Raw genomic sequence first — 23,272 nt, 5'->3', positions numbered from 1 at the left:
TTAAAAATGGTTTTAAAATCCGCCTTTCTCATTGATAAATTGCATAGATTCATTTAATGTAGGCATAAAATTGGCACAGCCTTTTTTCATAACTACCTGAGCACCACTGGCATTTCCCATGCGACATGCCTTATACAGATCCCAACCCTGTAGTATTCCATATAAAAAACCACCGGCAAAAGCATCGCCAGCCCCTAAAACATTTAATACATCAACAGGAAAACCTGGTACATCTTCTCTCGTATTATTTTTTGTATAAATACTCACACCTTTTTCACCTCGTTTTACAAGTAAAATTTCAATACCCAATTCAAGAAGCTGTGCTATAGAATGGTCAATATCACCTTTTATTTCAGGAGCAGATATCTGTTGGTGTTTAATAGAAACCTGTGAGGCTTCATTGAGCGTCGCTGCCAATATTTCCTCCTCGGTACCTATGGCAATTTTCACTTTCGGAAGAATGGCTCGTACCATAAGACCAAATGCCCTATAATCATGCCATTGATCGGCTCTGAAATCCAGATCCAATACGACTTCTACATTATTCTTATTGGCTATTTCAGCTGCACAGAACGTGGCACTTCTACTGGGTTCAATATTCAGGGCGGTACCATTAATGAGCAGTATTTTGTGATTTTCAATGTTTGCATTTAGAACATCATCAATGGTTACCTGGCTATCGGCGGCATTGTTCCTGTAATAAACTAACGGAAATTTGTCGGGTGGTTCAATCCCTAAAACGACCGCGCTGCTTCTTGCTTTTTCCTTCACTGTTATACAGCTTGTGTTGACCCCTTCTTTATTCAGAAAATCTAAAATAAATTCGCCTACTTTATCATCCCCAACCGCGGTAAGCAAACTGGCTTTAACACCAAGTCTGGCACACGCCACGGCAATATTCAGTGGTGAGCCCCCAACAAAGGCATCAAAGCCCTTAATATCATTAAAAGCAGCTCCGATATTCTGAGAATACAGGTCTATGGAAGATCTGCCAAAAGTGATGATATCTAATTTTTTATTTTTCATTTTTTAATGCATCAGGTTTAAATATTGGAATAAAGGCCTTTCATGTTAATTTTATGTTATTCATCTCTGCCGTAACCAGTGGTAATCTTTGATCCTTTGAGCTCCAGGAATTATAAATCCATTCATGATCGGGATCCGTTGTGTTTGCTAGACACTGATCTGTCCCAGCTAAAAAATTGAGGTAATAACAATTAAAGCCATGAGCAGCTACCACGGGATGAAACCCTTTTGGAATTAACACCACATGGTCGTGTTTTGCTCTAACAATTTCATCGAGGGATTTATCTTTGGTATATACTTGCTGTATGGCATAGGCTTCCGGTTTTTCGAATTTATAGAAGTAAGTTTCTTCCTGAATAGGTTCTAATACATGTCCCTGTGCGTCCAATATGCGTTCATCATGCTTATGAGCGGGATAGGAACTCCAGTTACCTGAGGGGGTATAGACCTCTCGGGAGACCAGTCTATGACAACCGAATCCCGGTGGGATTAAATCGTTGAACTGACGAGTAGCATTATCACCTCCAAAAATAACCACAGGCGTCTCTTCCGGTGTCACAAATTTTGCAGGGTAATCCACATCAGATCTGCACCAGCCATAGGCAATATCCAACTCGGTACTTGTTGCTTCCAATACAAATTTTGAATGCCTAGGTAGATATAAGGTATGTGCTATACCGCTAAATACATCTTTTCTGCCATTGATAGTTTCCCAGCTTCCCTTGTCACTTGTCACTTTAAAATTTCCGCCGAGGAGCACAATGGCCATTTCATTATTTTGAGTATCATGTTCCCAAAGGTCTCCAAGTTTCATTTTTCTAGCCTCAAAATTCAGGTAATTCCAATTTGCAGACTCGGGTGTGATCCTATGATAAACAGAGGCGTTTTTATCTGGTTTAATCAATAAATGAGAGTCACTTTTCATTACGTTGTATTTTTAATTATATCTTTAGCTGGCTCACTTGACCCGTTGCTCCCAATAGTTCAAATTTTTCCAGCATAAATGTTTCGCAAGCCTCCATATATGACTTACCCGGGATTATCGGGTCGAATAGTTCAGGGTTATCATTAAAAAATTCCCTGTGTACTCTGGCCCATATTAGCCTGAGGTCGGTGGCAATATTTATTTTACACACCCCATACTTAATAGCTTCAGTGATCTCATCGGAAGATACACCCAAAGCACTTGAATTTAATCGTCCGCCATTTTTATTGATCCGCTTTATTTCAGCTTCATTAACCGCCGATCCACCATGAAGCACAATGGGAAAATAGGGGATACGGTGCTGAATATCTTGTAATATTTGGAACTGAATACCCTGTCCGCCGGAAAATTTGTAGGCTCCATGACTCGTTCCAACAGCCACAGCAAGACTGTCACATTGGGTTTTTTTAACAAATTGTTCTACTTCAGAAGGCTGTGTATATCTAGCGGATTTCTCATCGATAGAAAGATCATCTTCAACACCACTGAGCACTCCTAATTCTGCTTCAACTAAAACATTGTTTTTATGTGCTTTGATAACAACTGCCCTTGTTCTTTCTACATTCTTTTCGAACGGGTCATGTGACGCATCGATCATAACCGAATTAAAGCTGTTTGAGGCAATCGCATCAAAGGCATGAGCTTCATTACCATGATCTAAATGAATGGCAAACGTAGCTTTAGGATATATTTTAGAAGCCGCTTTAATCATGCCCAATAACATGTCTGGATGGGTATAATTTCTCGCTACCGGTGTCATTTGAACAATAAATGGAGCATTGGCCTTTTGTCCTGCTCTAAATAATCCTATAACTTGTTCCAGTGTAAAAATATTGATGGCAGGTATAGCATATTTGCCATAACAATGCGTATAAAATATTTTAGGTGAAACAATCATATAAAAGCACGATGCATTGCACTTTTGTGCATTAAATTTATGTCAAAACAACAACTAAAAATTGATTATAGAAAGGATATAGGAGTAAAGTTTAATGCAAACCTTTGCATTAAATTTGCATTTTTTTGAAGGTATGTTTTGTGTTTATATTTTTTTTGAAGACGCTCGAATTACAAGTTCAGGCTTAAAAATCTCCTCTCGTAGTTTTTGTTTTTCATCGGTATTGCTTATCCGTTTCAATAAGATTCTTGCGGAAAGCATGCCCATACTATAAACGGGTTGCCAAACCGTTGATAATTCGGGTGTAAAATAACTGGAGTGTGGTTCATCGTCGAAACCAATAATAGAAATTTCTTCTGGAATTTTTAGTTTGAGCATTTTAGCGGCATACATAGCGGAAATGGCTATGCAATCGTTAACGGCAAAGATAGCATCCGGTTTGTTTTCTAATTTAAGAAGTGATTTCGCTGGTTTTATTCCATCTTCATGCGTAAATCCTTTAACGTGTTTAATGTATTTTTTATCAATAGGAATATCATTTTCTTTTAAAGCATCCAGGTAGCCTTCAAGTCTGTGCTTCGTGGTCGAAAGATTTAATGGGCCTCCAATATGGGCTATACGCTTACAACCGGACTTAATCAGATAGTCTACCGCCTGAAAGGCACCGTCATAATCGTCAACAAGGACTTTGTCTACTTCTAATCCAGGACAATCCCTATCGAAAACGACTATAGGGATGCCACTTTTTTTAAGTCTTCTGAAGTGTTCGAAATTTTTTGTAGATGATGATGGAGAGACCAAAATACCATCCACACCAACACGCATTAAGTTCTCTACAATCTCGACTTCGTCTTTGTAGGACTCTTCAGATTGACATATTATCATATTATAATTCGATGGCCTTAATATATCCTGAATACCGGTAATTACAGATGAGAAAAAATGACTGGTTATTTCTGGAACCACAACCCCAATCGTGTTGGATTTCTTTTGTAAAAGATTTAATGCTAATAAGTTGGGATAGTAGTTTAGTTTTTTTGCAGTTGATTTTACCGACCTCTTGGTTTTTTGATTTATGGCCGGATGATCATTTAAGGCTCTTGAGACCGTTGAAATAGAAATGTTTAGTTTTGTAGCAATATCTTTAAGGGTTGCTCTGGGCTTACTCATAATAATCGTTTAATAGTTACTAAAGCAACAGAAAAAATCAAATCCAACATTAATAAGTAAAGATTGATATTTGAGCTTATAAATTTATTCATGTCTTCTTTAATTGATATTTAAAAAATAACCTTTGTCAATGGTTGTTTTTTCAATAATTAATTGGATTTATAATTGCAACGAATTAACATTAAAACATTGATTTTCATTCTCGTTTTATTGTAATTAAAATGCAAACCTTTGCATAAATATAAGCTAAATCTAAATAAAAATATTCATTGAATAATTGTAAGTTGCCGAAAAATTAGAATAATATTTTCATCGATTACTTATTTGAACCAAAAGCATATTCAAAATAATATAGAGGGCCTTTTCAATAAACCACAAAATTTTAAATAGATGAAACTGTATAATAAATATGTGATTCTTGTATGCTTCATTTTTTGTGTTATAAATATTTCATGGAGTCAAAATACAAGGACTGTTGATTTTGTTAATCCGCTCATTGGAACATCTACGCAAGGATTCATGGCTGGAAGAGATGGTGGGGGTACAATGCCATGTGTGGGAACACCGTTTGCCATGACCAACTTTGTGGCTCAGACACGGCAAAATATGATAAGTAAAATGCCCTATGCTTATGAGGATAATACCATTCATGGTTTTATGGCGACGCACCAACCTACGGTTTGGATGGGTGATTATGGATATGTCTCTGTAATGCCTCAAACGGGGAAGCTCAGATTGCTACCCGAAGAGCGCGCCATGTCGTTTTCTCACGAGGATGAAACGGTTAAGCCCTATTATTATGCTGTTAGCATGGGAGACAAGAAGAGCAAAAGAATTAAAGGAGAAATTGTGGCTTCCTCTCGATGCGGAATGTTCCAGTTTACTTTTCCGGAGTCTGAGGCGTCCCATATTATTATTCAGGGCATTAATAATTCAGAAAACAAAAAGGACTTTCAGGGGTATATTAAGGTAGATAACGAAAAAGGAGAGATTACAGGTTATAATCCGGAAAGAATGTCATCGCATTTAGGTCCCGTACTTAATAACTTTAAAGGCTATTTCATCATCCAGATGGATAAAAGTTTCGATTCTTTTGGTACGTGGAATTCATTTAGAAATGAACCTCAAATAAAAGTTGAAGGCACGGAGCAATATGGTGCCCGTATGGGGGCCTATGTTAGTTTTAAAACTGTTGAAGGAGAAAAGGTAAAAGTAAGAATAGCAACCTCTTTTATCAGTATTGAACAAGCCAGGATTAATTTGTCAAAGGAAATTGTGGATTGGAATTTCAATAAGGTTAAGGAAACAACCAGAGATATATGGGATGAGAATTTGAATAGAATACAGGTTGATGGAATTACAGATGATCAAAAAACGATTTTCTACACCTCTCTCTTCCACACGATGTTATTTCCTCGTGAGTTTTCAGAGTATGGAAAATATTATAGCCCCTTTGACGATAAGATTCATGAAGGCGTTTCATACAACGATTATTCATTATGGGATACCTTTAGGGCATTACATCCATTGTTACATTTTACGCATCCCGAAAGAGTAGGTCCCATGATTCAATCCTTACTGCAAATGTACCAGGAAGGGGGGTGGATGCCGAAATGGCCTAATCCTACCTATTCCAATATTATGACCGGAACACATGCCGATGCGGTTATCGGGGATGCCTACGTGAAAGGGTTTAGAGACTACAATGTGGATCTGGCCTATGAAGCCATGAGAAAGAATGCGATGTTACCCCCTCCTTGCGATACCGAAAAACATTGGGGCGATAGAGATGAAGGTACACAGTATGAAGCCCGGGGAGGCTTAACCTATTATCATGCTTTAGGTTATGTGGCTGCCGATAAGACCAGGGAATCTGTAACACGTACGGTTGAATTTGGTATTGATGATTATGCCATAGCGCAAGTTGCCAAAGATTTGGGTAAAACCGATGATTATGAACGATTGATGCATAATAGCAAGAATTATAAAAATCTGTATAATCCAGAAACAGGGTTTTTAAATGCGAAAAAATTTGACGGGCGTTGGCATGAAAATGAACAGGAAGGATTTACAGAAGGGGGACGTTGGACCTATTTGTTTGGAGCCATGCACGATATAGAAGGTATGATTGAACTCTATGGCGGTAAAGAAAAATTTGCTGAAAAGCTGAATGAGAATTTCCAAGGGAGACACTATCGTCATGACAATGAACCAGGCCATCATTATGCCTACCTATTTGATTATTGTGGACAACCTTGGAGAACACAGGAGCTGATTCGTAAGCATACCTCATCAGAAAATTTCAGAAACCATCCCATAGGAATAAATGGTAATGACGATTGCGGACAAATGTCTGCCTGGTATGTTTTCGGCGTATTAGGCTTTTATCCAGTAACTCCGGGAACAGAGATATTTGCTATCGGGGCGCCCCAGTTTCCTGAAATTACGATGAATTTAATCCATAAAGGAAAACCTAAAACATTCAAGATTAAGGCGATAGGCCTTTCGGAAAAAAATATGTACATACAATCGGTTAAATTGGATAATACCGTTTTGAAAACACCTTTTATTACTTATTCACAGATCATGAACGGTAACCTATTGGAATTTGAGATGGGCAAAGAACCAAATAAGAATGCATTTTCAGAGCAGTAGAAAGCGTCCAATATTGTAATATCGGCTTTTTAAATCATGGAGTACGACATGAAGAAATTAAGAAGGATTAGCCTAATGCGAATCGATTTAAGAACCCTACTTTTTATTGTTTTATGGCAATGTACTGCTCTTGGTGTTTTTGCGCAATCGGAGAAACCGGATGTGGTTTTAAAGGGCGTTTTGACCGAAGAGGCAGGTGCGTATTTGGAACTTCCTTTTCAGGTGCCCGATAACGATATTGTTGAGATTAATTTTAAGGTCCAATACACAGGAAAAGGTCAGGGGACCATTTTAGATTTTGGATTGTCCGACCCAATGGGGTTTAAAGGATGGAGTGGAAGTAATAAATCAGATTTCACGATAAGGGAAACCGGGGCTACACCGTCTTACTCAGGAGGTAAAATAGTACCGGGTACCTGGTATTTTTGGTTGGGTGTTCCAGAGTCAAGAGGATATGATACCTATAGCATTTCCATTCATTTTAAAAAACGCAATGAGGCGCATCAGGAATTTGCTTTTGGGGATAATCCATTAATAGAAGAAGCGGGCTGGTATCGAGGAGATCTTCATATGCATTCCGGACATAGTGATGGTACCACCTTGAGTAAAAAGGGTAAAAGAATACCCAGTCCGGTTCACAAAGTTTTAGAAACAGCACGAACTCAAGGTTTAGATTTTATTGCTTTGACCGATCATAATACCGTGAGTCATTTTGCCATATTGGATGAATTGCAACCTTATTTTGATGATTTGTTAATAATAGCCGGGAGAGAACAAACAATGCCCTTTGGCCACGCCAATATACTCGGAACAAGGTCATTTATGGATTTTAGGGAGGGATTTCCCGGGGCCCTTACGTTTAATGAGGTATTGGAACATGTAAAAGAAGAACATGGCTTGGTAATCATTAACCATCCGGGGATTTATGGAGGATGGCGACCTAAAGAAGCGAATATGGCATTAATAAATGCTATTGAGGTGGTAAGTGGAAATACCATAGCACGAAAAGAAGGGAATATAGAAGAGGCACTGTCAGGAATTGAATATTGGACCAAATTCTTAAATCAGGGCATAAGATTAACAGGAGTAGGGACCAGCGACGCCCATCATTTGATAAAGATTAAGACACATGATCAATATATTGGGCAGGTACGGACCTATGTTTATACTAAAAGATTATCTCAGGCCGCTATTCTTGAAGGTATTCGTTCAGGAAATACCTTCGTAGAGATAGAGGGAGGTTCGGAAAGGCGATTGCTGGAAATGATGGGTGACTTAAATGGGAAACACGTTTTCATGGGAGGTGATTTAACAGGAAAAACAGGAGAGCAATTGGATTTAAAAGTGAATGTACAGGGTGTTGAAGATGCTATTGTCGAACTCATTGTTGACGGTGAAACGGTAAGCCGGAAAAAAACAAAAGGAGATTATTTACAAGAGTATAAAAGTGTTCCACTTACTGGGATGCGCCAATGGGTACGGGTTAACATAAGGAACAAAGAAGGAACCTTGGTATTAGTTGGAAACCCTATTTATATAAATTGGGATAATTAGCATGTGTTGTGAAAAGGGGTGATAGATGGCGACGAATTAACCTCATGTAGTTTACTTAAAGAAATGGTATTAAATATTTGGAAAGAAGATTTTTAAGCATTTTAGTCGTGATTATCAATTAAAAAGTAAAATGGATAGTAACCTAAAAAAATATATAAAATATTATCTTTTAAGTCTGTGCGGTTTTGTCGGAATATTTCTTTCGAATGCCCAGGTTAAGGATTTGGTTGATTATGTGAACCCTCTAATTGGTACAGCGCCATCTACGACAATAAGTGCTATAAAACATGGGTTGCATAAAGAAAATAATGCCCAGGTGGTTCCCTTTGTAACACTGCCGTTTGGAATGACCAATTGGACACCACAAACCCAATCGACCGAAACCAAATGCCATGCACCTTATTATTATACGGATTCAATTATTACGGGATTTAGAGGAAGTCATTGGTTAAGTGGTTCCTGTGTTCAGGATTACGGAAGTATGACCATTATGCCAATCTCAGGACCATTAAAATGTTTACCGGATAATCGAGGTTCAAAATTCTCTCATGCAACAGAAAGGGCTACCCCGTATAGCTATGAAGTGCGTTTAGATGATTATAACATCGATGTGGAAATGACCGCTGCAAAACGATCTGGCTTGTTCAAATTTAAATTCAATAATGGAGGAGAAGCTCATTTAGTAGTAAATCCGAATAGTGATGAAGGTGAGGGTTTTATTAAAGTGGATACCCTAAATAATGAAATTTTAGGATACAATCCAGTACACAGGATTTATCAAGGATGGGGAGATTACGCCGGATTTAATGGCTATTTTGTGGTAAAATTCGATAAAGAGGTAAGGGCATTTGGAACCTATCAAAATGATCATATTCATAAAGGAAGGGCGCAAATATCAAATCAGGAAAACCTGGGAGCGTATATTTCTTTTAATACAGAACCAAATGAAACCTTGTACGCCTATATTGGAACATCTTTTACAAGTTTAGCTAATGCCCGTAAAAATCTTGAAGCAGAGATACAAAAGAAGACATTCGATGATATAAAAGTAGAATTAAAACGAAATTGGGAACAGTTACTCTCAAAAATTAAGGTTGAAGGTCACAATGAAGATGCCAAGGTTGTATTCTACACGGCTATGTACCATAGTTATTTACAGCCGCGAACTTTTAATGATGTTGACGGTTCTTACCCAGGATTTGCAGGAACTGGCAAAAGGAATACTATAAGTGGTAAGGATTATTTTGTCGATTTTTCAATGTGGGATACCTTTCGAGCCTCACATCCGCTTTTTAATTTATTGACGCCATCCATAAGTTCCGATATGATGCAAAGCCTGTTCTCAAAAGCAGAGCAAGGTGGTTGGCTACCTATATTTCCATGCTGGAATAGTTATACCTCGGCTATGATAGGAGATCATGGTATTGCCACTATTGCAGATGCCTACATGAAAGATATTATTGAACTTAACGAAGAGCAATATAATTATTTACTTAAAAATGCCTTCGAATCTCCTGAATCGTATGTCGATTATAAAAATGGTAAGGGGAGAAGAGCTTTGGAATCGTATATGAAATACGGTTATATTCCTCTAGAGGAGGAAGTAAAAGAATCGTTTCATAACAATGAGCAGGTATCCAGGACCCTGGAATATGCCTTCGACGATTTTGCTTTGAGCCAAATCGCGAAGAGAATGGGAGATAAAAAACATGCTAAACTTCTTAGGGAACGTGCGTTAAATTATAAGAGGGTGTACAGTAAAAAGGATTCAACGGTTAGGGGTAAGTATGCTGATGGGACCTTTGTTAATGATTTTGACAAATATGTGAGGCAGCCCTATATAACCGAAGGGACACCCTATCAATATACCTGGTATGTCCCTCAGGATGTGCAGGGCCTAATTAATTTAATGGGAGGAACCAAGGCATTTAATGATAATTTGGATCGCTTTCATTCCAAAGGCCAATATTGGCATGGAAACGAACCGGGGCATCAAATTCCTTTTTTGTACAATTATTCCGGGCAGTCATGGAAAACTCAAGCATTGGTTAAGCAAATTATGCAAACCGAATACAGTAATGATGTTGGAGGTCTTAGTGGTAATGATGATGCCGGACAAATGTCGGCGTGGTATGTTTTTGCAGCTATGGGCTTTTATCCCGTTGCACCCTCTGTTCCGGAATACGTGATCTCGGGCCCCCATTTTGATAAGATAACCATTAATCTGGAAAATGGTAAAACACTTGTTTTTATTGCTAAAGGAGCATCCTCTGGAAATAATTTTATACAGCAAATTACATATAATGGGAAACCTTATACAAGTACATATTTTAACCACTTTGATTTTTTAAAAGGAGGGGTAATAGAATTTAAAATGGGTTCAACACCAAATAAAAATTGGGGACTAAAAGATAATAGCAAGCCATTTTCAATGAGCAAATAGCAGGAAAAATAAAAGCATATTATGAAAAGAATTCACAAAATGTTGTTTTTACTTTTGGTGACACTTAGTATGAATTGTGAATCTAAAAAGGATCAAGGTAAAAGTAGCACAGAAACAAATAAGGACATATCTGTTAATGGTATTAATGTAAAAGATTTTGGCCTTGTAGGGGATGGAAAGACTTTAAACACCAAAAAGATTCAAAGTATTATAGATTCTTTGGATCGTTTTGGAGGTGGACAAATAATATTTCCCAAAGGCCGTTTTTTATCTGGAAGTATAGAAATAAAAAGCAATGTCACATTATACCTCCAAGAAGGTGCTGTTTTATTGGGAAGTACAGACCCCTATCAGTATAGAAAAGGAATAGGGAATCTGGCCTTTTTATTTGCAGGCCATGCAGAAAATATTTCAATATTAGGGACAGGGACCATTGATGGCCAAGGTCGAGCATTGGCTTTGGCAATAGACAGCCTTCATCATATCGGAGAAAGAGTAGATCCAAATTACAACCTAAGACGCATGCGCCCCCATGAATCTTTCCGCCCGGAATTGATTAATTTAAAACAATGTAAGGACATCCAAATTAAAGGGGTCACCTTGAAAAATTCAGCCGGATGGCTACAAACCATTGAGCAGTGTAATCAGGTGGTTTATGATTCCGTGACGGTTTATAATAGGGCCTATTGGAACAATGATGGTTTTGATATTGTAGACTGTCATAATGTTAGGATAACGCATTGTAATGTCGATGCTGCCGATGATGGTATTTGTTTGAAATCACATTCCCCAAATCATTTTAATAATAACATTTTTATTTCAAATTGTACCGTAAGGTCCAGTGCGAGTGCCATTAAGTTTGGAACAGCATCTTATGGAGGCTTTAAAAATGTAACCATTGAGCATATTGAAGTTTTCGATACCTTCAGATCTGCAATAGCGATTGAATCTGTTGATGGCGGGATTATAGAAAATATTAAAGTAAATAATATAATCGCTAAGAATACTGGAAATGCCATTTTTATTCGTTTAGGGCATCGTTCGGGGAAACAACCGGGAAGTATTAAGAACATCAGTTTAAAGAACATAAATGTTGAGGTCCCATTTGGACGCCCCGACATTGACTATGATTTGAGAGGTCCTGAAGTTAATTTTTTTCATAACCCTTTTCCGGCTTCCATTGTTGGTATTCCGGATTATAATGTTGAACAGGTGCATCTTGACAATATTGAGATCTCGTATCCGGGAAGGGCCACCAAAGGTATGGCCTATATCCCTTTAAGTCGCTTGGAACAGGTTCCCGAAAAGATGAGTGATTATCCCGAATTTTCGATGTTTGGTGAACTGCCGGCCTGGGGCTTTTATGTGCGCCATGCTAGAGGTATTTCTTTTAATAATATAAGATTAACATTAGAGGATTCTGATTTTAGACCGGCATTTGTTTTTGATGATGTGAGTGATTTACACATGGACCAAATTGAATTGCCGATGGAAAAGAAAGCTCAGATTGTATTAAAAGATGTCGATGATACCGACTTAACTTTAAATAAAGACCTAATTAAAACAACCGATTAACAATTCTAAAAGCATATCTAAATAGTCAAAAAAATGAAATCTATTAAAAATAGTGTTCTAACGTGTTTTATACTATTACTAAATGTGGCGTTCTTGAATGCCCAAAATCACCGTTTTGTCGATCCTATGATTGGATCAGAGGGTCTTGGCAATGTGTTTATAGGACCTTCATGTCCTTATGGAATGATGAAACCTGGGCCGGATAATGCTAAAAATGCCAATAGTGGTTATTCCCCGGATTTGGATAAAGCCATTTACGGATTTAGCCAGGTGCATGTAAGTGGTACAGGGGGAGGTCCTAAATATGGGAATGTATCGGTTATGCCGTTTTCAGGTGAGTTTACATCCATAAAACAGGGATCCTTAAGGGAACAAGAACAGGTGGCGTTAGGCTATTATGGAACAGTTCTTAGTAAGTATAACATACATTCCGAGATAACAACATCAGACAGGGCCGCATTTTACCGGTTTACTTTTAATTCAGGCAATAGAAATGCGGTTAAAATAGATTTAGGTAGATACCTTGGGGAATCGGATATTCCAGATGGTCGTGAAGCCCAGCAATTTGTAGGGTCGCAAATTGAGGTGGTATCAGATACCGAGGTACAGGGATATACCAGAATAAGAGGTGGATGGAATAATGGAAGTGCTTATACCGTTTACTTTTTTGCTGTTTTTGATCAGTCGTTTTCCGATTTTTCCACATGGAAGAATGAACAATTTTATCCTGGTAAAAACGCGCAAGTGGATGACGGTAGTAAAACGGGCGCTATGTTGTTTTTTGATGATTTAAAAGAGCAAAGCGTAAACTTTAAGATAGGAATTTCATTCATAAGCAGTTTAAAAGCAAAACAGAATATTGATCATGAGATCCCACATTGGGATTTTGGTAAAGAACTGGCGGAAACACAACAGAAATGGGAGCGTATTTTAGAAAGAGTAGAAATTGATGAAGATGCACCAATAGAACAAAAGAAGATGTTCTATACCGGATTATATCATACTATGCTCATGCCGGTAGATCGTACGGGAGAAAATCCCCTCTGGGAAAATGACACCCCGTATTACGATGATTTCTATGCTATTTGGGACACCTATCGATCCTCCAGCCCCTTAATTACGCTTATTGAACCTTCACGCGAAGTAGACATCGTAAATGCCATGCTGCAAATCTATAAACTGGATGGATATCTGCCCGATGCACGAAGTGGTAATTGCAATGGACGTACACAAGGGGGGTCGAATGCTGAAGTGGTGATTGCTGATGCCTTTGTTAAGGGGTTGAAGGGGATTGATTATGGACTAGGACTTAAAGCCATGATGAAGGATGCCATGTTTCCTCCCGGTGGTAATGAGGAAAAGGAAGGGCGTGGTGGACTTACCGATTATAATCGTTTAGGGTATGTGTCGACTAACTTTGTGCGTTCGGGAAATCGCACATTGGAGTATGCGTATAACGATTATTGTTTGGCAACAGTAGCAAAAGGGATAGAGCGTAAGGGTGAATACTGGCGTTTTATAAAACAGTCCGATAATTGGCAAAATCTGTGGAGGGATATTGAAGATAATGGCTCAAGAGGTTTTATCATGCCTAAAGACGCCAATGGGAAATGGGTGGATAGCATACAGTGTCATGCAGAAAATGGAAAGGTTAACTATATTCAATATACGCCTCTTGCCCAGGACTGGCCCAATTGTGTGTGTTGGTGGTGTGGCGTTTTTTATGAGGCAAGCTCTTGGGAGTACTCATTGTCTGTTCCCCACGATGTCGCAATGCTTATCAAAAAAACCGGGGGAAAAGAAGCCTTTTTAAATAGGCTGAATACTTTTTTTGATAAAGGGTTTTATAATGTGGCCAATGAGCCATCATTTTTAAGTCCGAATTTATACCATTGGTTAGGTCGACCGGATTTAAGTAGCGACCGGATCCATCAAATTATTGATGCCAATTACAGTAGCAGAAGGGACGGGATTCCCGGAAACGACGATTCAGGAGCCATGTCTTCGTGGTTGGCTTTTCATATGATGGGACTCTATCCGAATGCAGGTCAGTCTTATTACCTCATTAACACCCCTTATTTTAAAGAAACCGTAATACATCAGGAGAATGGAAGCGATTTTATCATTCGGGCCAAACAGCTTAATCAAAATAATAAATACATTATATCGGCAACATTGAACGGAAAGCCATTTGAAAAAGCCTTTATTGAGCATCAAGATATCGTTAATGGTGGTGTGCTTGAGTTAAAAATGGGCAGTACACCTTCTAAGATATGGGGAACGGGAGAACTACCTCCTTCCAAATCGGATGGAACATTTTAAATTTAGCAAAAACCGATAGATATGTTAATAAAGACTATGTATAAAAGACTCGTTTTTAGTCTGCTTTTTCTTCAAATTGTGGCCTGTGGTAATCAGGCTGAGATAAACATTTTAAATTTTGGTGCAAAAGGGGATGGGCAAACAGATAATACGGAGGTAATTCAAAAAGCCATTGACCAGATTTCTCGAAATGGAGGGGGAAAGGTAATTGTTCCAAATGGTCAATTCCTGACTGGTGTAATTCAATTGAAATCGAATATGGAATTGCATCTGGAGGAGGGCGCCGTTTTGTTGGGAAGTGATAAAAGAATGGATTACGGGCCCAGTCATAAGGCCTCACCTTTAATTGTGGCTAATGGTCAACACAATATAGCCATCACAGGGGATGGTGTCATCGATGGAAACGGCCATAAATTGATAAAGGATATTTATAAAATGTTAAACGAGGGAACACTGGAAGATTTGGAATACCAGACCTATAACCCCTGGCACCAAAAACGACCGGAAGAGGGTAACCGACCTAAAATACTTTACATTTATAATTGTGATTCCGTGCAAGTTAAGGATGTAACGTTTAAGAATGGTCTTTGCTGGATTCAAGATTACAGGAACAGCTCGAATATTGTGGTAGATCGTGTAAAAGTAAAAAGTACGACATTCTTAAACAATGATGGTATCGATCTAACAGATTGCGTTAATGCAAGGGTAACCAATTGTATTGTTGACACTGCCGATGATGGCATCTGCCTGAAATCAAGTACCAATAATCTAATGTGTGAGAATATCTATGTGGCCAATTGCAAAGTACGGTCCAGTGCCAGTGCCATAAAATTCGGAACAGCTTCCAGAGGAGGGTTTAAAAATGTTACTATAAAGGATATTGAAGTTTATGATACTTTTAGATCGGCTATCGCTATCGAATCTGTTGATGGCGGTACAGTTGAAAATATAAATGTTTCTAATATCAATGCCTCCAATACGGGGAATGCCATTTTTATTCGATTGGGGCATAGAAGTGGTGATAAGCCTGGAAGTGTGAGAAACATAAATATTAAAAATGTAAAAGTTCAGGTGCCTTTTGGGCGTCCGGATAAAAATTACGAAATGAATGGCCCTGAGGTAAGGGTTCCCCATAACACATTTCCATCCTCCATTGTTGGAATTCCGGGACATATAGTGGAGAATGTGGTGCTTGAAAATATAGAAATAGCCTACCCGGGAAGGGCTTCCAGGGAAGTGGCCTACATTCCTACAGACAGTTTGTCTAAAGTACCGGAAAACATAAAGGATTATCCCGAGTTTTCCATGTTTGGAGAATTACCGGCCTGGGGGTTCTATGTAAGGCATGCCAGGGGAATTGAATTTAATAATGTAAAAGTGACCATAGAAAACGATGACTATCGTCCTGCATTTGTTTTTGATCAGGCCCATGACATTACACTTAAAAATGTAACCATACCTGAAAGCAAGGATGATCAAATAATCGTAAAGGATGCAACTGTTATTAACATCGATGTCAACTAAAATTAAAAGATTATGAATATAAAGAGTAATCGGTTTTTATCCCTTGATGTATTTCGGGGAATGACCATTTGTTTAATGATCGTGGTCAATTCGCCCGGCACCGGGGCCGATCTTTATCCGTATTTGGTGCATGCCGATTGGTTTGGATTTACATTGGCAGATCTGGTTTTTCCAACCTTTCTTTTTGTAATGGGAAATGCCATGAGTTTTTCCATGACTAAGTTAAAGGAGGCCGGCCCTAAGGCATTTTGGAAAAAAGTGATAAAGCGCACGGTTATCATATTTTTATTGGGTTATTTGATGTATTGGTATCCCTTTTTTCAACAAGGAATTGATGGAACTTTGGAGTTAAAACCATTTTCAGAAACACGTGTAATGGGAGTTCTGCAACGTATAGCCATTTGTTACTTTATAAGTGCCGTTATTTTTTATTATGTAAAACAACGTGGTACCTTAATTACAGCTGCTGTTATTTTATTGGCATATTGGGCCCTCTTATATGTATTTGGTGCGCCCGGCGGAGAACTTGATATGGCAATAAATGCCGGGACGCGTTTAGATTTTTTTATTTTAGGTGAGGGCCATATTTATAAAGGCGATAAAATACCATTTGATCCTGAAGGGATATTAAGTACTTTACCCGCTGTTGTAAATGTTTTAGCCGGAATACTGGCGGGAAAATATATTCAAAGAGCAGGAAAATCCTATGAAGGTATTGCAAAACTATGTATGGCAGGATTTGTACTTGCTGCTCTGGCCCTTTGGTGGGATTTAATTTTTCCTATTGGAAAAAAATTATGGACCAGTTCATTCGTGCTATATACTGTGGGAATTGATCTGCTAATAATAGCCGTTTTAATTTATTTAATAGAGATTAAAAAGCGTACGTCTGGTGCTGAAGTCTTTAATATTGTTGGTAAGAACCCATTGTTTATCTATTTATTTTCCGAACTTTTTTTCATCACTTTACGCACTATACCCACGGGTTCGGGACTTGATGCGTTCGAATGGGTCAGTGAAAGGATTTTTCAAGCCATATTTCCCGGAAGTTTTGGGTCTTTGGTTACGGCTATCGCTTTTACTATGTTGTGTTGGGGTGTTGGATGGTGGTTAGATAAAAGGCGAATCTATATAAAGATTTAATTAAATTTATAGACTCTTTGTTTGGGGTCAATTTTTCATGGGTTTTCACAAAGGTGACATACGGAAAGTAATATTTGGTTATGCTGCTTTAAAGGATGTATTTTCCGCCCATAAAATAGTAGATGAATCTTAAAAAAGTAAAGGACTTTGAGCTCAGACTAAGAGGTATTTAAATTTCAATTATCCGTTAAAAGCAAACACCAATTATGATCGTATTTTTTAATAATTTGAAGCGTTGTCTCTCTCTTTTTTTTATGATACTAATCTGTTCCTGTGTCAATGACAATGGAGCAATTGTTCAAAAAGATGTGGTAGACTATGTTAACCCTTATATGGGAAATATTAGTCATTTGTTGGTACCTACATTCCCAACAATACATTTACCGAACAGTATGTTGAGAGTATATCCCGAACGTGCTGATTATACCCAGGATTTAATACATGGTTTACCTTTAATTACAACGAGCCATCGTGGAAGTTCAGCCTTTAATATGAGTCCGTTTAATACATTAACAAACCCTTTAGAACCGGTTAGGTATTATAGTTATGATAATGAAAAGATTACGCCTTCCTCTTATCAGGTCTATTTGGATGACGATCGCATACTGGTCGACTATGCCGTATCCCATCAATCTGCAAAATACAAATTAACCTTTGAAGCTTCTGAAGATGCTTTTTTAATGTTACATTCAAAAAGAGGGGCATTGTCATGGGATGGAACTGCTGTTTCAGGCTATCAGTTCATTGAGAACAACACCAAGGTATATGTTTATTTAAAACCTCTGGTTGCACCGGATAAGGTTTCCATTTTAAAAGAAGGCATCCAGATTCAAGGCACCTTTACAGAAGGGAATCAGGCCGCTATTATTTTAACGTTTCATAATAATCGTGTTAACTTTGCTTTGGATATTGATTATGGGGTTTCCTTTATAAGTGAGGATCAGGCTAAAAATAACATGCTTCGGGAAGTTAGTGGCAAAACCATTTTGGAAATCAAAAACAAGGGTAAGGAAATTTGGAATCAGGCCCTTGGAAAACTTAAAGTTGAAGGTGGTTCTGAGGATGACAAAACGGTGTTTTATACCTCGTTGTATCGTTGTTATGAGCGACCCGTTAATATTTCTGAAGATGGAAAATATTATAGCGCTTTTGACGGCCAGGTACATAATGATAACGGGAGAGATTTTTATACCGATGACTGGATTTGGGATTCTTACCGGGCACATCATCCCTTAAGGGTACTGCTCGATCCTGGGAAGGAAGAGGATATATTGAATTCTTTTATTTTGATGTCTGAGCAAATGGAACATTTTTGGTTACCCACCTTTCCCGAAATTACTGGTGATAGCAGACGTATGAATTCCAACCATGGGGTGGCCGCATTGATTGATGGGTATCGCAAAGGCTTAAGGAATTTCGATTTAAAGAAAGGATATCAGGCCGGAAAAAATGCCATTACTCAAAAAACCTTAGCGCCTTGGTCGGGTAAACCTGCCGGAGAGTTAGACGATTTTTACAAGGAGCATGGCTATATACCCGCCCTCTATGAAGGAGAGGTTGAAACCATTCCGGAGGTGCATCCTTTTGAAAGCAGACAACCTATAGCCGTTACTTTGGGAACATCATATGACGAATGGTGTTTATCGCAATTAGCCCTGGAATTGGGGTTAGATGAAGCATACCATCATTTTTTAAAACAATCATACAATTACAGAAACGTGTTTAACCCGAAAACCGACTTTTTTCATCCTAAAGATAAGGATGGGAAATTTATAGAACCTTTTGATTATGTATTTGACGGTGGTATGGGGGCCAGGAAGTTTTATGGTGAAAATAATGGTTGGGTGTACCGATGGGATGTGCCACACCATGTAGCAGACCTCATAGCGCTTATGGGAGGCAGGGAAAATTTTATTCATAATCTGAATCAAACATTTGCGGAGCCGCTCGGGATGTCGAAATACAGTTTTTATGCAAAGCTTCCCGATCATACAGGTAATGTAGGTCAATTTTCCATGGCCAACGAACCTTCATTACATATTCCTTATTTATACAATTATGCCGGGCAACCATGGAAAACTCAGAAACGTATCCAAAAATTACTAAAAACCTGGTTTAGAAATGATGTCATGGGCGTTCCTGGTGATGAAGATGGTGGTGGCATGTCTGCTTTTGTTGTGTTTTCACAAATGGGGTTTTATCCTGTAACACCGGGAATGCCCGTTTATAATATTGGGAGTCCTACTTTTAAAAGTGTAACGTTACAATTATCAAATGGAAAATCATTTAAAATTATTGCAAAGAATAATAATACGGGGAATAAATATATTCAATCAGCAAAATTGAATGGGAAGGTCTGGGATAAACCCTGGTTCTCCCATGAGGCCCTAAGAGATGGTGGTGTTTTAGAACTTGAAATGGGAGCTAAGGCCAATAAAACCTGGGGCACTGCTCCAGAAGATGTGCCACCATCGGCAAAGCCAATATACCCTGGAAGCGAATAAGCTATCCTGGAGCCATCTTATAACGAGGGATAAGAAATGTAACAGGATGTTTTTAGAAGAGTTTAATTTGGAAAGGAAAAAAATATAACATATGATATCAAGACGAAAGTTTGTTCAAGACAGTATTTTAGCAACGACGGGAGTTACCATTATGGGTAACTCCTTAAGAGGATTTGCGCTAAAACCTCAGGATTTTAAATCGAACCGGCCACTGCCTTCCCAAAGAACATTTACCAGCAAAGCCATTGAGGATATTATCATAAAAGTAAAGCAAGGCATTTCAAATCCCGAATTATCCTGGCTGTTCGAAAACTGTTTTCCAAATACTTTAGATACTACCGTGGATTTTGAAATTATAGATGGTAAACCCGATGCTTTCATTATTACGGGAGATATAGATGCCATGTGGCTAAGAGATTCTACGGCCCAAATTTGGCCGTACCTTCCATTTGTTAATACCGATAATAAATTGAAAGATTTGTTTAAAGGATTGATCAATCGGCAAACCCAATGCATTTTATTGGATCCCTATGCCAATGCATTTTTTAAAGACCTCACAAGGGTTTCCGAGTGGAAAGATGACAGGCCCAAACAAAAACCCGGTGTTCACGAGCGTAAATGGGAAATAGATTCCCTTTGCTACGCCATAAGATTGGCTCACGGGTATTACAAAGAAACAGGAGATATTTCGGTGTTTGATAGTCAGTGGGACCAAGCCATGCGACTGGCCGTACAAACCTTGGAAACCGAACAACGTAAAAACGGTGGTACGCCATACTATTTTGAGCGTGTATCAAGTAATAGCACCGTTACGGCCCCATTTTATGGTAAAGGGCGACCTGTTAAGGCAGTGGGGTTAATAGCCTCCTCATTTCGTCCGTCGGACGATGGCACCCTGTTCCCGTTTTTAATCCCTTCAAATTTGTTTGCTGTTGAGGCCTTGGCCCAGCTTAGTGAAATTTACAAAGAGGTTGTTGGAGACAGTGAGTTTTCAAAACGTTGTGCTAACTTTTCGAGTGAAGTCTTGCGGGCTATCAATAGGTTTGCCATATCGGAACATTTGGATTATGGTAAAATATATGCTTACGAGGTCGATGGGTTTGGTAATAAGGTTTTCATTGACGATCCTAACATTCCTTCGTTGATCGCAATGAAATATTTAATACATGGAGCGTATTATAATACAGAGGTTTACAATAATACCAGACGTTATCTTTTAAGTCAGGATAACCCGTATTATTTCAAAGGAAAAGCAGGGGAAGGACAGGGTGGACCACATGCGGGAATGGATACCATCTGGCCTATGGGTATTATTTTACGGGCCATGACATCAACAGACGATAAAGAAATTGTCTGGTGCATCCGTCAGCTAATGCGTACCCATAACGGTTCGGGCTTTATGCATGAAACCTTTCATAAAGATGACGCCTCTAAATATTCCAGGGATTGGTTCGCTTGGGCCAATACCTTATTTGGTGAGTTGATTCTAAAATTACACAAAGAAAAGCCCCAATTGTTGCAATCCATATAATTCGGGTATTAGGAACACCGAATGTTGATTAAGCTAAATATTATGGATGTAAATCCAATACTTTAAGTATTTTGTGAAACACTTCATTGTTTTCATAAACTCCGGTAAATTCATGCGAATAGGGGCCATATGCAAATATCGGAACCATAGTTCCTGTATGGTCATGAGTCGTAAATGAGCCTTCGATCATTTTGTTTTTAAGATTTCCCTGCGGAATACTATACCCTGAGGTTTCATGGTCTGCCGTAACAATTACAAGTGTATCCCCCGTTTGGTCAGCAAATTTTATGGCCTCGGTAATGGCTTTATCAAAATCAATTCCTTCTGAAACAATACCTGATACGTTGTTATCGTGTCCATAACTGTCAATTTTTGCGGCTTCGACCATTAAAAAGAAAGGTGTATTTTTTGCATGGAGAAAAGTCAAACCATTTCTGGTGGCATCAGCCAATAAATTCCCGCGTCCTTCAAGTATACTTGGTACATCATCCTCAGCCATAAAGTAGCCGATTTTGTCAGCTGTACTACGTGATATGTCATCCGGTTGTTTTATGATGCTAAACCCGTAGCTGTCCCAATTGATTTTAAAAATATTGGCTCCACCACCAATAAATAAAGACAGTTTACTGGTTAACAGATCATTTGCAATTTCTTTAATATGATCACGATCTTTCTGGTGTCCATAAAATGATGCCGGAGTGGCCCCGGTAATCTTATCCGTGGTAATACAGCCCGAAAGAACCCCCTTTTCAGATAGTACCTCGGTAATGTTTGCTATAGGAAGTCCATTGACATCTATCCCGATGGCACGGTTATACGTTTTAGAACCGGTAGCCAGCGCCGTCCCCGCAGCAGCGGAATCTGTGGTAAAATCATCGGCCGATTGCGTTTTTAAAAAACCAATGCTCTTAAGCTGCGTTAAAGTGAGCTGACCTCCATTGGCGAGTACAGAAGAAGAGATCTGAGTTAATCCATTGCCATCCCCAATAAGCAATATAACTTGTTTTATAGGGGTTTCAGTTTTATCACTTTTATAAGTTGGAGTATACACCTTCGAGGATGTTTTATTATAATAAACGCGCTGGCTTAAGGTGTTTAAGTAGGCCGAGGCTCCATATGGGTTATCGGTATTTATAAAATCAACCCCTAAATCGCTTAGGGCCTTCCAGGCCGTTTTAGAGTCTGGTGTAGCCCAGTACCTAAAAGGTTTGTTATAACTGTGCGCTTTGTCAATAGCAGTTTTAACCTTTATGTAATCTGGAGCAGTCAACCGGCCATATCCATTCCAAGCAGAAAACGTTTTAAAACTTAGACTAATCAATGCAATTTTATCCCAAATGGCTTTATCATTGATATCGTTTAAGCTTTGATAGTCAAACTGTATATAATCTGGGTAACTTGTGAAGTCTTTTAATTTTGGCTCATTCCCTGAAATTACAAAAGATACTTTGGGATTATTTATAAGTGTGGGATAGGTATCTAAAATCGCAATTAATTTATTTAACGTAGCATAAGCCTCAGATTTTATATCTATTAACAGTTGTAAATGCTTATGTTCTCCCAATTGCAATGTCAATGCCCGCTTTAAGGGTTGTAAATACAGGGTTTCAATAGTACGGCCTGGTATGATCTCAGATACTCCGTGTGTTGCATAAAGGGTGTCATTCTTTAGATAAATGTCAACTTCAATGGAGTGTAATCCATTAGAATAAGCATTCCAAAATGGAACGGTTTGATGGTAGTCGTTATGCGAATGAATTTTAATGAGATGGGTTTGCTGGGCCACTACAAATTGGAAAGAGGTGCAAAGCAAAAAGGCTAGGATGTTAAATCTTCTGAACATGAATTTTTGATTTATCACAAAATAACAATAAAAAAGCATGGATGGAAAAGTTGAAAGCACAGTTGTTGTGCAAAGGTTTGCATTGTTGGTTAAAAAGAA

General features: G+C 38.5%; 14 protein-coding genes. 9 read left to right on the top strand and 5 right to left on the bottom strand.

Going from position 1 to position 23,272, the window contains the following annotated elements; all coding sequences use genetic code 11:
* Nucleotides 1-12: 12 nt before the first annotated feature.
* From iolC to MR054_RS10400, 4 genes are all read right to left on the bottom strand, one after another.
* On the bottom strand, nucleotides 13-1,026 hold the full coding sequence (gene iolC, locus MR054_RS10415; protein ID WP_242085268.1) for a 5-dehydro-2-deoxygluconokinase: 1,014 nt from the start codon (nucleotides 1,024-1,026) through the stop codon (nucleotides 13-15).
* A gap of 40 nt (nucleotides 1,027-1,066) precedes the next feature.
* Nucleotides 1,067-1,951, bottom strand: a complete 885-nt coding sequence (gene iolB, locus MR054_RS10410) for a 5-deoxy-glucuronate isomerase (RefSeq protein ID WP_242085267.1) — start codon at nucleotides 1,949-1,951, stop codon at nucleotides 1,067-1,069.
* A gap of 16 nt (nucleotides 1,952-1,967) precedes the next feature.
* Entirely contained in the window at nucleotides 1,968-2,909 is a 942-nt protein-coding gene (locus tag MR054_RS10405; protein ID WP_242157813.1) for a class II fructose-bisphosphate aldolase, read from the bottom strand.
* A gap of 144 nt (nucleotides 2,910-3,053) precedes the next feature.
* Nucleotides 3,054-4,079 (bottom strand): LacI family DNA-binding transcriptional regulator, encoded by a 1,026-nt coding sequence (locus tag MR054_RS10400; RefSeq protein WP_242085265.1) that lies wholly within the window; start codon nucleotides 4,077-4,079, stop codon nucleotides 3,054-3,056.
* A 390-nt stretch (nucleotides 4,080-4,469) separates the two neighbouring features.
* Here MR054_RS10400 and MR054_RS10395 point away from each other — a divergent pair, with 390 nt between their 5' ends.
* From MR054_RS10395 to MR054_RS10355, 9 genes are all read left to right on the top strand, one after another.
* The gene (locus tag MR054_RS10395) at nucleotides 4,470-6,734 is read left to right on the top strand and encodes a GH92 family glycosyl hydrolase (RefSeq protein ID WP_242157812.1); all 2,265 of its coding nucleotides are present in this window, start codon (nucleotides 4,470-4,472) and stop codon (nucleotides 6,732-6,734) included.
* 48 nt (nucleotides 6,735-6,782) lie between these two features.
* Nucleotides 6,783-8,288, top strand: a complete 1,506-nt coding sequence (locus tag MR054_RS10390) for a CehA/McbA family metallohydrolase (protein ID WP_242157811.1) — start codon at nucleotides 6,783-6,785, stop codon at nucleotides 8,286-8,288.
* Nucleotides 8,289-8,418: 130 nt separating this feature from the next.
* Complete coding sequence (locus MR054_RS10385; protein ID WP_242157810.1) at nucleotides 8,419-10,731, top strand: GH92 family glycosyl hydrolase; 2,313 nt, start codon at nucleotides 8,419-8,421, stop codon at nucleotides 10,729-10,731.
* Nucleotides 10,732-10,752: 21 nt separating this feature from the next.
* Nucleotides 10,753-12,306 (top strand): glycoside hydrolase family 28 protein, encoded by a 1,554-nt coding sequence (locus tag MR054_RS10380; RefSeq protein WP_242157809.1) that lies wholly within the window; start codon nucleotides 10,753-10,755, stop codon nucleotides 12,304-12,306.
* A 33-nt stretch (nucleotides 12,307-12,339) separates the two neighbouring features.
* On the top strand, nucleotides 12,340-14,628 hold the full coding sequence (locus MR054_RS10375) for a GH92 family glycosyl hydrolase (RefSeq protein ID WP_242157808.1): 2,289 nt from the start codon (nucleotides 12,340-12,342) through the stop codon (nucleotides 14,626-14,628).
* A 21-nt stretch (nucleotides 14,629-14,649) separates the two neighbouring features.
* Nucleotides 14,650-16,152, top strand: coding sequence for a glycoside hydrolase family 28 protein (locus MR054_RS10370; protein WP_242157807.1), 1,503 nt, complete (start codon nucleotides 14,650-14,652; stop codon nucleotides 16,150-16,152).
* A 12-nt stretch (nucleotides 16,153-16,164) separates the two neighbouring features.
* Complete coding sequence (locus tag MR054_RS10365; protein WP_242157805.1) at nucleotides 16,165-17,295, top strand: acyltransferase family protein; 1,131 nt, start codon at nucleotides 16,165-16,167, stop codon at nucleotides 17,293-17,295.
* Nucleotides 17,296-17,501: 206 nt separating this feature from the next.
* A complete protein-coding gene (locus MR054_RS10360; protein WP_276520167.1) occupies nucleotides 17,502-19,799 on the top strand; it encodes a GH92 family glycosyl hydrolase in 2,298 nt (765 codons plus the stop codon).
* Nucleotides 19,800-19,890: 91 nt separating this feature from the next.
* On the top strand, nucleotides 19,891-21,330 hold the full coding sequence (locus MR054_RS10355; RefSeq protein ID WP_242157803.1) for a glycoside hydrolase family 125 protein: 1,440 nt from the start codon (nucleotides 19,891-19,893) through the stop codon (nucleotides 21,328-21,330).
* A gap of 40 nt (nucleotides 21,331-21,370) precedes the next feature.
* Here the strand turns inward: MR054_RS10355 and MR054_RS10350 are convergent, their stop codons facing one another.
* Nucleotides 21,371-23,173 carry an alkaline phosphatase gene (locus MR054_RS10350; RefSeq protein WP_242157802.1) on the bottom strand — a complete coding sequence of 601 codons (1,803 nt, stop codon included), beginning with the start codon at nucleotides 23,171-23,173 and terminating at the stop codon, nucleotides 21,371-21,373.
* Nucleotides 23,174-23,272: the final 99 nt, after the last annotated feature.

This window comes from Aestuariivivens sediminis (assembly GCF_022662105.1).
Classification (GTDB): domain Bacteria; phylum Bacteroidota; class Bacteroidia; order Flavobacteriales; family Flavobacteriaceae; genus Aestuariivivens; species Aestuariivivens sediminis.
This window is presented reverse-complemented; position numbering and strand designations above follow the sequence as displayed.

Coding starts and splice junctions, on each gene's coding strand:
- MR054_RS10400 (WP_242085265.1), bottom strand. CDS start 4,079: ATGAGTAAGCCCAGAGCAACCCTTAAAGATATTGCTACAAAACTAAAC.
- iolB (WP_242085267.1), bottom strand. CDS start 1,951: ATGAAAAGTGACTCTCATTTATTGATTAAACCAGATAAAAACGCCTCT.
- MR054_RS10370 (WP_242157807.1), top strand. CDS start 14,650: ATGTTAATAAAGACTATGTATAAAAGACTCGTTTTTAGTCTGCTTTTT.
- MR054_RS10390 (WP_242157811.1), top strand. CDS start 6,783: ATGAAGAAATTAAGAAGGATTAGCCTAATGCGAATCGATTTAAGAACC.
- MR054_RS10395 (WP_242157812.1), top strand. CDS start 4,470: ATGAAACTGTATAATAAATATGTGATTCTTGTATGCTTCATTTTTTGT.
- MR054_RS10350 (WP_242157802.1), bottom strand. CDS start 23,173: ATGTTCAGAAGATTTAACATCCTAGCCTTTTTGCTTTGCACCTCTTTC.
- MR054_RS10360 (WP_276520167.1), top strand. CDS start 17,502: ATGATCGTATTTTTTAATAATTTGAAGCGTTGTCTCTCTCTTTTTTTT.
- MR054_RS10385 (WP_242157810.1), top strand. CDS start 8,419: ATGGATAGTAACCTAAAAAAATATATAAAATATTATCTTTTAAGTCTG.
- iolC (WP_242085268.1), bottom strand. CDS start 1,026: ATGAAAAATAAAAAATTAGATATCATCACTTTTGGCAGATCTTCCATA.
- MR054_RS10405 (WP_242157813.1), bottom strand. CDS start 2,909: ATGATTGTTTCACCTAAAATATTTTATACGCATTGTTATGGCAAATAT.
- MR054_RS10355 (WP_242157803.1), top strand. CDS start 19,891: ATGATATCAAGACGAAAGTTTGTTCAAGACAGTATTTTAGCAACGACG.
- MR054_RS10365 (WP_242157805.1), top strand. CDS start 16,165: ATGAATATAAAGAGTAATCGGTTTTTATCCCTTGATGTATTTCGGGGA.
- MR054_RS10380 (WP_242157809.1), top strand. CDS start 10,753: ATGAAAAGAATTCACAAAATGTTGTTTTTACTTTTGGTGACACTTAGT.
- MR054_RS10375 (WP_242157808.1), top strand. CDS start 12,340: ATGAAATCTATTAAAAATAGTGTTCTAACGTGTTTTATACTATTACTA.